Origin of the sequence: Tropicimonas omnivorans (assembly GCF_031846565.1) — a bacterium.
Lineage (GTDB): Bacteria > Pseudomonadota > Alphaproteobacteria > Rhodobacterales > Rhodobacteraceae > Tropicimonas_B > Tropicimonas_B omnivorans.
Map to the genome: position 1 here is coordinate 252,214 of NZ_JAVRHL010000002.1, position 12,345 is coordinate 264,558.

At 66.4% G+C, this 12,345-nt stretch carries 13 protein-coding genes and 1 tRNA gene; 8 read left to right on the forward strand and 6 right to left on the reverse strand.

Annotated features, from left to right (window positions below; all coding sequences use genetic code 11):
• Window positions 1-51 precede the first annotated feature (51 nt).
• A complete protein-coding gene (locus RM543_RS06530) occupies window positions 52-708 on the forward strand; it encodes a thiamine diphosphokinase (RefSeq protein WP_311690091.1) in 657 nt (218 codons plus the stop codon).
• Window positions 709-711: 3 nt separating this feature from the next.
• Here RM543_RS06530 and lipB read toward each other — a convergent pair whose 3' ends face one another.
• Window positions 712-1,368, reverse strand: coding sequence for a lipoyl(octanoyl) transferase LipB (lipB, locus tag RM543_RS06535; protein WP_311690092.1), 657 nt, complete (start codon window positions 1,366-1,368; stop codon window positions 712-714).
• A 167-nt stretch (window positions 1,369-1,535) separates the two neighbouring features.
• Here lipB and RM543_RS06540 point away from each other — a divergent pair.
• Window positions 1,536-1,622, forward strand: a tRNA-Leu gene (locus tag RM543_RS06540).
• Between the two features lie 284 nt (window positions 1,623-1,906).
• On the opposite strand, the gene RM543_RS06545 is transcribed toward RM543_RS06540, so the two are convergent.
• Genes RM543_RS06545 through RM543_RS06555 form a run of 3 tightly spaced genes read right to left on the reverse strand, consistent with a single transcriptional unit; the run spans window position 1,907 to window position 3,677 of the window.
• Window positions 1,907-2,404: a cupin domain-containing protein gene (locus RM543_RS06545; RefSeq protein ID WP_311690093.1), complete on the reverse strand. Its 498-nt coding sequence runs from the start codon at window positions 2,402-2,404 to the stop codon at window positions 1,907-1,909.
• 53 nt (window positions 2,405-2,457) lie between these two features.
• A complete protein-coding gene (locus RM543_RS06550; protein ID WP_311690094.1) occupies window positions 2,458-3,048 on the reverse strand; it encodes a hemerythrin domain-containing protein in 591 nt (196 codons plus the stop codon).
• Entirely contained in the window at window positions 3,045-3,677 is a 633-nt protein-coding gene (locus RM543_RS06555) for an exopolysaccharide biosynthesis protein (protein ID WP_311690095.1), read from the reverse strand. The genes RM543_RS06550 and RM543_RS06555 overlap by 4 nt, the downstream gene beginning before the upstream one ends.
• A 318-nt stretch (window positions 3,678-3,995) precedes the next feature.
• Here RM543_RS06555 and RM543_RS06560 point away from each other — a divergent pair, with 318 nt between their 5' ends.
• From RM543_RS06560 to RM543_RS06575, 4 genes are all read left to right on the forward strand, one after another.
• Window positions 3,996-5,051 (forward strand): ABC transporter ATP-binding protein, encoded by a 1,056-nt coding sequence (locus RM543_RS06560; RefSeq protein ID WP_432280448.1) that lies wholly within the window; start codon window positions 3,996-3,998, stop codon window positions 5,049-5,051.
• Window positions 5,052-5,185: 134 nt separating this feature from the next.
• Window positions 5,186-6,346, forward strand: coding sequence for an extracellular solute-binding protein (locus RM543_RS06565; RefSeq protein WP_311690097.1), 1,161 nt, complete (start codon window positions 5,186-5,188; stop codon window positions 6,344-6,346).
• Between the two features lie 103 nt (window positions 6,347-6,449).
• Window positions 6,450-8,159: an ABC transporter permease gene (locus tag RM543_RS06570; RefSeq protein WP_311690098.1), complete on the forward strand. Its 1,710-nt coding sequence runs from the start codon at window positions 6,450-6,452 to the stop codon at window positions 8,157-8,159.
• Between the two features lie 4 nt (window positions 8,160-8,163).
• Window positions 8,164-9,327, forward strand: a complete 1,164-nt coding sequence (locus RM543_RS06575) for an ABC transporter permease (protein WP_311690099.1) — start codon at window positions 8,164-8,166, stop codon at window positions 9,325-9,327.
• Window positions 9,328-9,399: 72 nt separating this feature from the next.
• Here RM543_RS06575 and RM543_RS06580 read toward each other — a convergent pair whose 3' ends face one another.
• On the reverse strand, window positions 9,400-10,380 hold the full coding sequence (locus tag RM543_RS06580) for a threonine ammonia-lyase (protein WP_311690100.1): 981 nt from the start codon (window positions 10,378-10,380) through the stop codon (window positions 9,400-9,402).
• Window positions 10,377-11,204, reverse strand: coding sequence for an alpha/beta fold hydrolase (locus RM543_RS06585; RefSeq protein WP_311690101.1), 828 nt, complete (start codon window positions 11,202-11,204; stop codon window positions 10,377-10,379). Before RM543_RS06585 ends, RM543_RS06580 begins: the two co-directional genes overlap by 4 nt.
• Before the next feature lie 177 nt (window positions 11,205-11,381).
• Between RM543_RS06585 and RM543_RS06590 the strand changes: the two genes are divergently transcribed.
• Both RM543_RS06590 and RM543_RS06595 read left to right on the forward strand, forming a co-directional pair.
• Window positions 11,382-11,837 (forward strand): peptidoglycan-binding domain-containing protein, encoded by a 456-nt coding sequence (locus RM543_RS06590; RefSeq protein WP_311690102.1) that lies wholly within the window; start codon window positions 11,382-11,384, stop codon window positions 11,835-11,837.
• Window positions 11,838-12,009: 172 nt separating this feature from the next.
• Window positions 12,010-12,345, forward strand: coding sequence for a hypothetical protein (locus RM543_RS06595; RefSeq protein ID WP_311690103.1), 336 nt, complete (start codon window positions 12,010-12,012; stop codon window positions 12,343-12,345).

A 12,345-nucleotide genomic window follows, 5' to 3' on the forward strand; every position in this document is an offset into this window, starting at 1 on the left:
TCCGGGGCGAAACCTTGATTTGATTCCGGCAGGAATGGGGACAGCGCAGACATGACGGACCAAATCGTCCATTCAAGCAAGAGTATCACGCTCCTCGGTGGCGGCGAAGCCCGCGCCGCGGATCTGGCCGAGGCGCTGTCCCTGGCGCCCCGCCTGATCTGTGCGGATGGCGGCGCCGTGCGCGCGCTCGAACTGGGATACGAGCCGGACGCGGTGTTCGGGGACCTCGATTCCCTGCCCGAGGATGTCGCTGCCCGGCTCCCGGACGGGGTCCTGCGGCGCGTGGAGGAGCAGGACAGCACCGATTTCGACAAGACCCTGCGCCATGTCAGCGCGCCCTTGATCCTGGCGGCCGGATTTCTCGGCGGGCGGATGGATCATGCCCTCGCCAATTGCACGATCCTTGTCCGTCGCGCCGATCGGCCCTGCATCCTGATCGGCAGCGATGACGTGATCTGCGCCGCGCGGCCGGAGATGGCCCTGAACCTTCCGGTGGGCAGCCGCCTGTCGCTCTTTCCGCTCGCCCCGGTCAGCGGCTTCTCGGAGGGGCTGGAATGGCCCATCTCTGGGATCGGCTTCTCCCCCGATGGACGCATCGGCACCTCGAACCGCGTCACCGGACCCGTCCGGCTCGCCTTCGATGCGCCCGGGATGCTGCTCGTCCTGCCGCGCGCGGCGCTCGGCGCCATGATCGCGGCGATCACATAGGCCTCAACCAAGCGGCGGAAAACGCCCCGTGAAGGTCCGCCGAAGCGCATCGTCGAGATCGGCCATGGTGACCGGAAGGCCGAGATCGACGAGGCTGGTGACCCCGTGGCCGGTGATTCCGCAGGGCACGATACCGCCGAAATGGGACAGGTCCGGCTCGACGTTGATCGACAGGCCGTGGAAGGACACCCACTTCTTAAGGCGCACGCCGATGGCGGCGATCTTGTCCTCGCGCGGGCTTCCGTTGGCGAGGGGGGGCTTCTCGGGTCGCGTCACCCAGACGCCGACGCGGCCGTCCCGGATCTCACCGCGAATGCCGAACTCCGCGAGGGTGTCGATCACCCATCCCTCGAGCGCGGCGACGAAGGCGCGCACGTCCCGTCCCCGCGCGGCCACGTCGAGCATGACATAGACGACGCGCTGACCGGGCCCGTGATAGGTGAACTGCCCGCCCCGCCGCGTCCAGTGCACGTCGAACCGGTCCGGCTCCTTGAGATCCGCGAGCTTGGCGGAGGTGCCGGCGGTGTAGAGGGGCGGATGCTCGACGAGCCACACGGCCTCGGCCGCCCGGCCCTCGCGAATTGCCGCGGCGCGCGCCTCCATGGTGGACAGCGCGGCCTCGTAGGGCTGCAAATCGTTCGAGGTGATCCAGTCCACCATGGGGAATGTCCCTTGCCGACAAGGCTGTCCTAGCCCTCCCCGCGCGGCTTCGCCAGACGTCCCGCGCCGCCGCGTCGAAGCTTGCCGTGGCGTGATCCGGGGAAGACGAAAAAACCTCTTTCCAATCCTGGGTGCCTTCGCTAGACACCGCGCCTGTCGGTCACAGTGCGGTTGTGGCGGAATTGGTAGACGCGCAGCGTTGAGGTCGCTGTGGGGTAACTCCCGTGGAAGTTCGAGTCTTCTCAACCGCACCAGACCGACCCTAGGATTGGGGGATCGTACGCACTCGAGCGGTAGATCCCCCAGCTATCCCCCCTCCCGGAAAATCTCTTCCGTCGCGTGCTGGAGTGTCGAAGCTTCATCCTGCCGGTCGCCTTTGCGGCACGATGCACCGCTCCTCTTGGCTCTACCCGACCTGTCCGCCTCGCTTGTTTCGGAGCTTGAGGTCCGGTGAACGGACATTTCGGCTTTCGCCGCAGCCCCGGCAAACGCCAGTTTACATCGAGTATGCGCCCGGGCCGTTCTAAGCGGAACGTCTCTAAGTCTTGGCGCCTGCCTTCGGTTCACTGATCGCGTCGTGATCAACGACGTTCCAGGCCAAACCTCGGTTGCGATAGAGGCGTTTCCCTCGGCGTGGGTAGTCGACGACATCGTGCGCCAAGCGCTCGCCAACGACGATGCACCGCAAGATCCGGTCGCCCGTGTTGCGGATCGAATGCGCATGCCCGCCCTTGCGGTAGCCGATGAAGTCCCCCGGACCAACCGGGTGCTCTTCCTCTCCGATCACTGCCGTCGCTGTTCCGTCGAGAACGTAGACGCATTCGTCCTCGTGATGGTGGACGTGGTGTTCGGTCGTCTCCTGGCCCGGCTCCACCTCGATGATATGAAACCCGAAGCCGGTCAGTCCGGCCAAATCACCCAGGCTCCTGTTCGCGCGGCGGGCGTTCGTGTTCAGGAAGTGCGTCTTCGCGAGCCCTTCCGTGCTCGCGATCTCCGAGGCCGTCAGGATATAGGTATCGTCCGAAGCTCTGCTCATAGTGACATCTCCTGGCGTTCGATTCGCCGGCCGTGCGCTTCGGCGTCCGGCGTCTAGAGGCCCGACGCACCGTATTTCAGGATGACCGGAACCACGAGCTCCTCCTCGTCGAGGAGGTGGCGGTCGAGGAAGGTCTCGAAGCGCGCGATTTCCTCGTGGAAAGCGCCCGTCGCGTCCTTCGCGAGGCCGGGCAACGTCTGTCCGTCGCTGGCGCGGATCGCCGCATTCGCGGTCTCGGTGAAGCGCGCGATGTGGCCGTCGAGGGCGTGGTGATCCTTGTCCAGAAGCTCGAACCCCGATGCGATGCGGGCGTCCTTTCCAGAGAGGACGGGGAAGTAGTGCATGTCTTCGATCTGGTGGTGGCCATGGAGCTGGCTGACCAGCATGGAGCCGTAGCGGGACATGGCCGCCGCGTAGCGCTCCGGCTCGGATGTTCCGTCGAGCCGGGCTTCGGAGGCCTCGCGCATCGCTTCGGTCAACCGGCGGAACATCATGTGCCGATCGAGCCAGAAGGCGATCAGGCCCTGGTATCCCGGATCGTCCTCCCACCCCGCGCGGGGATATTCCTCGAGCAGGACCCGGAGAGCGTCGGGAAGACCGGTGCGGCGTTCGAGGGCGAGGTTCGGATCGGTCGTATCTGTCAAAGCGTACTCAATACTCCGGCGAGGACCGCGATCGGGATCGACCCGGCCATCGCTATGAACGGGAAGGCGAGAAGAACGAATAGACCGTCCCGCGCCAGAAGTCCCGCCGCGATGAGGACGATCGCCACTCCGAGGAGCGAGGACGAGAACGGGATCAGTTCGAGAAACGGCATCGTCGCGCCGGACAGCGCCGCGAGGGCGACGGCGATCGTCGCGCCGGGCGGGCGCACCAGGGTCTGCAGGCGGTCGCGGCTGTGCCGGTCCACCCATGAGGCCGAATTCTCCAGCCGCACCACCGCCCGATGAAGGCGCGCGCCTGCGACCTGCCGCCGTGTGATGAAGCCGGGAAGCCACAGGCTGTGCCGGCCGACAAGGTGCTGAAGCGCGACGAGGGCGACGATCAGGCCGCAGAAGGTGGGCAGGAGCGGCACGCCCGACAGCGGCGAAACGACCACGAGGGCGGGAATCATCATCAGCGGTAGGAACGCGTCCCGGCCAAACGCCGCGACAATATCGCGCACCGAGACGGAGTCCATCCCGGTGAGCCCGTCCAGACGCGCCAGAACCTCGCGGATCCCGTGAGGGGCGCTGTCCGTGATAACTGGCCGCTGTGTGAGTGTCATTGTCATCAGGCAGAGGTGCACCGCCGCGCAAGGTTTGCAAGATCTGTCCGTGCCCTGAGCCCTGCGGCACGCGGGAACGGGCGAAGAGGCGCCGATGCGCGAGGTGCCAAAGCGTTGCGCAGGTCCGCCTGCGATCCGTGCGCCCACCCGTCCATAACTTTGTGTTCTGACGGCATGCGCCGTTTCGATTGCAATATGAGCGAGGTCTTGCTTAACTGATTCCACACAGACAAAGCCGGACCGTCAGAATGTCCGGCACCCGCAACACAGGGAGCGCCCTTGCTGGACGCCGTATCCAACGAGCCGTTCGTCGCATTCGAACGCGTGCAGAAGAGCTATGACGGCGAGACGCTCGTCGTCAAAGATCTCAACCTAGACATGCCGAAGGGCGAGTTTCTCACGATGCTCGGCCCCTCGGGATCCGGAAAGACCACCTGCCTGATGATGCTGGCGGGCTTCGAGAGCGCCACCCATGGCGAGATCAAGCTGGCCGGCAACTCGATCAATAACATCCCGCCGCACAAGCGCGGGATCGGCATGGTCTTCCAGAACTACGCCCTTTTCCCGCACATGAGCGTGGCCGAGAATCTCGCCTTTCCGCTCGAAGTTCGGAAGATGGGAAAGTCCGAGCGGGAGGCGAAAGTGCGCCGCGCGCTCGACATGGTCCAGATGGGCAGCTTCGGCGGTCGCCGTCCGGCGCAGCTTTCGGGCGGTCAGCAGCAGCGGATCGCGCTGGCGCGGGCGCTGGTGTTCGAGCCGGAGCTGGTGTTGATGGACGAACCTCTCGGCGCGCTCGACAAGCAGCTTCGCGAGCACATGCAGTTCGAGATCAAGCACATCTCCGACAATCTCGGCATCACGGTAGTCTACGTCACGCACGACCAGACGGAGGCGCTGACGATGTCCGACCGCGTCGCGGTGTTCGATGACGGGCGCATCCAGCAGCTCGCCCCGCCGGACGAGCTCTACGAGGCTCCGAAGAACAGTTTCGTCGCGCAGTTCATCGGCGAGAACAACACGCTCGAAGGCGTGGTCGAGACGATTGCCGGCGAGCGCTGCACTGTGCGCCTCGACAATGGCAGCGTGATCGACGCCATGCCGGTCAACGTCACCGAGCCGGGCCAGCGCACGCGGATCTCCATCCGCCCGGAGCGCGTCGAGTTCGGCCGGGACCGCCTGACCGACGATGCGCACACCCTCGACGCCGAAGTGCTCGAGTTCATCTACATGGGCGATATCTTCCGGACGCGGCTCCGTGTCGCCGGGAACAACGACTTCATCGTCAAGACCCGGAACGCCCCCGGCCAGATCCGTCTCGATCCCGGGACGACGATCGAAATCGGATGGCAGCCGGAAGATTGCCGGGCGCTCGACGCCTGAATGCAGGACGAATGGTCGCCATCCCGCCCCGCCCCGACTTCCGGGGCGGCGGGATGCGCGACCTCGAAGGGCTGAGGCGCATCGTCCGTGGCGCCGGCCCATACTCTTCAAACGGGCGAAACAGGGAGCACCAAATGCGACTGACCAAGACACTTCTCGCCTCCACGGTGATGACGGCCGTCGCCGGCATGGCTTGGGCGCAGAGCGACGATTCGATGACCGAGAGCCCCGTCGCGGGCGAGCCGATGGCCGACAACATGACCATCGTGTCATGGGGCGGCGCCTACCAAGACAGCCAGCGGATGGCCTATGTCGAGCCCTATCTCGAGATGAACCCCGACCTCGACGTGGTATGGGACGAAAGCTCGGGCGAGGCCGTGGCCGGCATGCGCGCACAGTCCGAGGCGAACAACATCACCTGGGATCTCGTGGACGTCACCGCCGCCGATGCGATGCGTCTCTGCGACGAAGGTCTCGCGATGGAAGTCGACATCGACGAGATCACGGCCCCGGCGCCCGACGGCACACCCGCCTCCGATGACTTCGGCGAGGACATGCTCGTCAGCGACTGCTTCATCCCGCAGATCGCCTATTCCTACACCTTCGGCTACCGCACGGATGTCGACGCGTGGAACGGCGAGACGCCGACCGAGATCTGCGACGTCTTCGACCTGGAGACCTTCCCGGGCCAGCGGTCCCTCGAGCGTCGTCCGCACAACAACATGGAATGGGCGCTGATGTGTGACGGCGTCGCCCAGGACGACGTCTACGACATGCTCGAGACCGACGAAGGCCAGCAGCGCGCCTTCGACAAGCTCGAGACGATCAAGGACGAGACCGTCTGGTGGACCGCCGGCGCCGACACGCCGCAGCTCCTCGCGGATGGCGAGATCGTCTTCGGCTCGACCTATAACGGTCGTCTCTTCAGCCTCATCGTCGAGCAGGATCAGCCCGTCGAAATGATGTGGGACACCCAGTCCTACGACCTCGACGGCTGGATCATTCCCGCCGGTCTCGAGGATGACGAGGAAGCCCTCAACCGCGTGAAGGACTTCCTGTGGTTCGCCACGGACACCCAGCGCCTCGCCGATCAGGCGAAGTACATCTCCTACGGTCCGGCCCGGTCCTCCTCGGCGCCGCTCGTCGGTGAGCACGCCACGCTCGGTATCGACATGGCGCCGCACATGCCGACCAACCCCGACAACTCGTCCAATGCCTTCGTGCAGAACTACGAGTGGTGGGCCGACTACCGCGACGATCTGGACGCCAAGTTCCAGTCCTGGCTCGCGCAGTAATCGGATCCGTCCGACATGACAGGGGAGGGGCCGCTCGCGGCCCTTCCCCGCAAGAAAAGCCGGCCGCAGAGCCGGTGCAGAACGGACCAGCGGGGACAAGACCATGGCCGACGTAACCGATGCGACAACCGGGCGCCGAGCCCCCACGCCGGACGATGCTCTGCGCATCGCCGATGCCGAGGAGAAGGGCGTCGCGGAGCCGATGGTCGCGGCCGACGGCACGCCCCTGAAGAAGAGCCTCGCGCGCGCCCTGCGCCGTGAGAAGATGCGGGCGCTCCTCCTGATCGCGCCCCTCCTGATCTTCGTTCTCGTCGCCTTCATCGCCCCGATCGTGGACATGCTGTTCCGCTCGGTCGAGAACCAGATCATCTCCGAGAACATGCCCCGCACCGTGGTCGCCTTGGGCGGCTACGAGAGCGGCGAGCCTGATGAGGCGGTCTACGAGGCGCTGGCCTTCGACCTCACCGATGCCGCCGAGCGACGCAACCATACCCGCGTCGGCTCCCGCCTGAACTACGAGACAACCGGGATCTCCTCGCTCTTCCGTCAGACCGGCCGCGCCGTCGACGATGTGGGCGAGGTCGCGATGGACGAGTTCGTGGCGCTGGACGAAGCCTGGGAGGAGCCTGCGACCTGGGCTGCCATCATGGGCTCGGACGACTGGCTGGCAGAGCGCGAAGAGGCGATCGCCGACGGCACGGACCCGGAGGATTTCCCCCGGTTCGAACTCCGGGACGGCATCGAGGAGGTGCTGCCGAAGACCGCCTCCATCTACCTCGATTTCGCGCGCTTCACGCAGGGCGAGGACGAGGACGACCCCGCGGACGAGGACGTCTGGACCCCCGCCTATCAGGCGCTCTACACCGACATCACGCAGAACGAGGGCGCCCTTTCGCTCTACGAGGGGCCGGGCGCTGAGCGTCTCGCGACCGCCGCAGAGGCCGCCGGACGCTGGGACGTCCCCACATACAAGGCGCAGTTCCTCGAGATCGACGAGGATTGGGGCAGCACCGACGTCTGGGGCACCTTCGCCGCCTTCTCGGCGCCCTACACCGCGGGCTACTTCCTCAATGCCGTGGACCTGAAGCTGACGCCCGAGGGCGTCGAGCCGCAGCCCGAGGGCGAGAGGATCTATGGCCTTCTCTTCAAGCGGACCTTCTTCATGTCCGGCGTCATCACCATTTCCTGCATCCTGCTCGGCTATCCGGTGGCGTGGCTGCTGTCGAACGTTCCCGCGCGGCGCGCCAACCTTCTGATGATCCTTGTCCTACTGCCGTTCTGGACCTCGCTTCTGGTCCGCACGAGCGCGTGGAAGGTGATGCTCCAGCAGCAGGGCGTGATCAACGACGTGCTGGTCTGGCTCGGGATCGTCTCCGACGCGAACCGCCTCGTGATGATCAACAACCAGTTCGGCACCATCGTCGCGATGACCCATATCCTGCTGCCGTTCATGATCCTGCCACTCTACTCGGTGATGTCGACGATCCCGCCGTCCTACCTGCGCGCCGCGAAATCCCTCGGGGCGACCAACTCCACGGCGTTCTGGCGGGTCTACTTCCCGCAGAGCGTGCCCGGCATCGGCGCAGGCTCGATCCTCGTCTTCATCCTGTCGATCGGCTACTACATCACGCCCGAGATCGTCGGCGGCACGTCCGGCACGTTCATCTCGAACCGGATCGCCTATCACATCTCGAGCTCTCTGAACTGGGGCCTCGCGGCCGCGCTCGGCACCATCCTGCTCGCCGTGGTCCTGGTGCTCTACTATCTCTACGACCGCATCGTCGGCATCGACAACGTGAAGCTGGGGGGCTGAGGCCATGACCGATATCAAGCGTCCGCTCCCCTTCGTTCTCGGCATCGTCGCCGCGTTCGGCGCCGTCATGGGGCTCTTCGTGGGCACCGCGCTCGGCTCCGGCCTCCTCGGCATCGTCGCCGGCGCGCTGCTTGCCGCCGGTGCCGGCTTCGGGCTCCTCGCCCTCGGGCGGGAGAAGGAGGGCCGCTGGGGGCTCGCGATCCTCGCCGGCCTCGTCGGCCTGCTGCTGACCGGGATCACCGGGCTGGTGATCGGCTTTCTCTTCGGCTGGTTCGTGGGCTGGTTCACCTGGTGGCTCGCGATGAACCGCTACCGCGATCCCATGCCGCCTTATTCCACGTCAGGGCAGGTGCTGTGGCACCATACCTTCAGGGTGATCTGCGGCGCGATCTTCGTTTTCCTGATCACGCCGATCATCGTGGTCATGCCGCTGTCGTTCAACGCGGAGAACTTCTTCACCTTCACGCCCGAGATGCTGCGGTTCGATCCCGAGGGCTACTCCCTCCGGCACTACCGCGACTTCTTCAACAGCAGCGACTGGCAGAACGCGCTCTGGAACTCGGTGACCATCGCGCCGATGGCGACGCTTCTGTCGGTGATCTTCGGAACCCTCGCCGCGATCGGCCTCAGCCAGCCCCACGTGCCCTTCCGGCGCGCGATCATGGCGATCCTGATCTCCCCCATGATCGTGCCGCTGATCATCTCGGCTGCCGGGATGTACTTCTTCTACAGCCGCATCGGGCTTCAGGGGACCTATTTCGGCGTCGTCCTCGCCCATGCCGCGCTCGGCATTCCCTTCGTCATCATCACGGTGACGGCGACGCTCGTCGGGTTCGACCGGTCGCTCACCCGCGCCGCGGCGAACATGGGGGCGGGGCCGGTGAAGACGTTCTTCCGGGTCCAGATGCCGCTGATCCTGCCGGGCGTCATTTCGGGCGGGCTCTTTGCCTTCATCACCTCCTTCGACGAGGTGGTGATCGTGCTCTTCGTCGGGTCTGCGTCGCAGAAGACGCTGCCGTGGCAGATGTTCATCGGCCTCAGGGAGCAGATCAGCCCGACGATCCTCGCCGTCGCGACGATCCTCGTCTGCATTTCCATCACGCTTCTCGCGACCCTCGAATTCCTGCGCCGCCGCTCGGAACGGCTCCGGGGATTGTCGCCGAGCTGACCGCCCGCGTGAGGTGGAGACACAATGGCGCGCCCGGCCCAAGCCGGGCGCGCCCTGCTACCCTGAAGGCGGCTACCGCCCGTACTGCTGAAGCGCGGAGGCGAAGAGGCCGGGATCGACATTGCCGCCAGAGGCGACCACCACCACCGACTCGCCCTCGATCTGATCCTTGCGAAAGAGCGCTGCGGCCAGGGCAGCCGCGCCGCCGGGCTCCAGGACGATCTTGAGGCGCAGGAAGGCAATCGCCATGGCCTGCAGGCATTCCTCGTCCGTCGCGACGAGGCCGGGGCCGCAGAGGCGCTTCAGGATCGGAAAGGTCAGCTTGCCGGGGCGGGGCGTGACGATCGCATCGCAGATCGAGCCGTCCTCGCGCGGGTTTTCCTGCACCTCCCCGGTCTCGAGGGACCGGGCCACGTCATCGAAATTCTCGGGCTCGGCGGTGCGCACGCTCCAGTCCGGACGGCGATCCGCGAGCGCCAGCGCGATGCCGGAGGTCAGACCGCCGCCACCGCAGCAGGAAATGACGTCGAGCGCGCCCACATCCTCCCCCGCCATCTGCTCGGCGATCTCGAGGCCGGCCGTGCCCTGTCCCGCGATCACGTCGGGATCGTCGAAGGGCCGGATCAGCGTGAGGCCGCGCTCTTCGGCCAGGCGTTCGCCGATCTCGTCCCTGTTCTCCTTGCCCCGCACGTAGAGCACGACTTCGGCTCCGAGAGCGGCGGTATTCGCCAGCTTCAGCTGCGGCGCATCCTGCGGCATGACGATGACGGCCGGCAGCCCGTGCCGTTGCGCCGCGAGCGCGACGCCCTGCGCGTGGTTGCCCGAGGAGAAGGCAATGACGCCCCTGGTCTTCTTCGGAAGGTTCGAGATGGCGGACCAGGCGCCGCGAAACTTGAAGCTGCCGGTATGCTGCAGGCACTCGGCCTTCACGAAGACGCGCCGCCCGGCGATCTCGTCCAAGAGCGGCGACGACAGAAGCGGCGTGCGCCGTGCATGGCCGGCCAGACGCTCGGCGGCTGCCTCTATCTCCTTGATTCCGATCGCATCGCTCATCGCATCGCCTCCATCCAGTCGTTCAGAACGGCGAGCGCATGGGGCTCGTCGAGAAACGGAATATGCGCCCGGCCCGGCACCGCGCCGTAGAACATGTCCGGCCGGCGACGGCACATCTCGTCCGCGGTCTCCTGCGACAGCAAATCCGAGTTCTCGCCCCGCAGAAGCGCCAGAGGCAGGCCCTCGGCGGCATCGAAGAGCGCCCATGCGGGCGTCGTCCCGCCTTTGAACGCGGCGAGGAAACTGTCCCTCAGAGCCGGATCGTAGGTCAGCTCCAGCCCGTCCTGACCAGCGCGGTAATGGAGTTCCGCCTCTTCCATCCAGCGGCCCTCGGGCAGATCGGTGAAACCCGTGAGGGTGCGCTCCATGGCGGCTGCGGCCTCGGCATGGGTCTTCGCCGCGGGCCGCCGGCCGATATAGCCGTCGATGGCAGAAAGGCCCTTTTCCTCGAGGACGGGACCGACATCGTTGAGCGCGAGGCCGAGCAGACGCTCCTTCGCCGTTGCCGCCAGCAGCATCCCGATCAGCCCGCCGCGCGAGGTGCCGAGGATCGCGGCCTTGTCCAGTCCCAGGTGATCCAAGAGCTGGATCGCGTCCCGGCCCTCGCGGGAGGCCGTATAGCTCTCCGCGCCAGTCCAGTCCGATCCGCCGCGGCCGCGGTAATCCATCCGGATGACGCGCGTCGTCGCCAGGTCGAGATGCGGCATCAGGTAGCGAAAATCGCCGTGGGTCCGGGTCAGGCCGGGCAGGCAGAGGAGCGGCAGTCCGGCGCCCTCGTCCAGATAGGCGATCCGGGCGCCGTCATCGGCGGTGAAGTGGTCCATGAAGCCCCCTTGGGGAAAGTCTGCCCGCGGCGCCGATATCCGGCCAGCCGGTTTCCGCGCAACCTGACATGCGGCGCGCCCGGACGGAAGAGGGCGGACCCTGCGCCCCTTTTCGGCAGGCGACGGCGAGGGTAGCGTTCCCGCGGCCACGCGCGGCCCGGGAGTGAGGCGGAGATGATGCGACACGGACCCCTGATCTGCGGCCTTCTGCTGCTTGCCGGGTGCGGCCTTGGCCGGCCGGACGTGACGCGCCTGGACGAGGCCAGCATCGGCGCCGCGGACGGCCCGCCCCAAGCGCCCCCCGGCACCTGCTGGAGCCGGGACGAAACCCCCGCAATCATCGAGACCGTCACCGAGGAGACCGGCCGCCAGATCCAGCGCATCGTGGTGGAGCGGCGGGAGGTCTGGTTCGAGACGGTCTGCGAAGGCGCGATGCCGCCAGACTTCATCGCCTCGATCCAGCGGGCCCTGGCGGCGCGGGGCCTCTACCGCGGGCCGGCGGACGGAGAGGCCAATGCCGGCACCCGCGCCGCGATCCGTGCCTTCCAGGCGCCGCTCGGTCTGAACTCCTCCGTCCTGTCGCTCGTCGCGGCGCAGGAGCTGGGACTCGCACCGAAGGCCGCGCCGGCCTGACCGGCGTCGCCTACTTCATTCCCCGTCTCGGAGTTTCAAATTACACTGTGCAAATATGCGCAGAGTGCGAGACAACTTTCGCCAATACCGGATCCGTGCACAGCGTCATAAATCTGTCTCATCCGAGGGACGGGACACACCCCTCCCCAGAAAATTCAGTTAGGACAGACACATGACCCGTATCTCCATCATCGCCGCAGCCGTTCTTGCCGTTGCAACTCCGGCTCTCGCGGACAACGATCAGCTGGCCGCCTCCGTGGGCGTCGAGCCCGGCGCCTACTCCCTCGCGGAGCTGACGATCCTCAAGCAGGCGCTTGACGACAACGATCAGCAGACCGCGAAGTACATCCTCGAGGGCAACATCTCGAACGACCGCACCTACAGCTTCCGCGACGCGCAGGCCCACGGTTCCGCCGCCAAGACGCAACTCGCTTCCCAGCTGGGCGTCTCCTCGGCCGACCACTCGCTCAACGAGCTGGTGATCCTGAAGAATGCCCGCGACGACTGA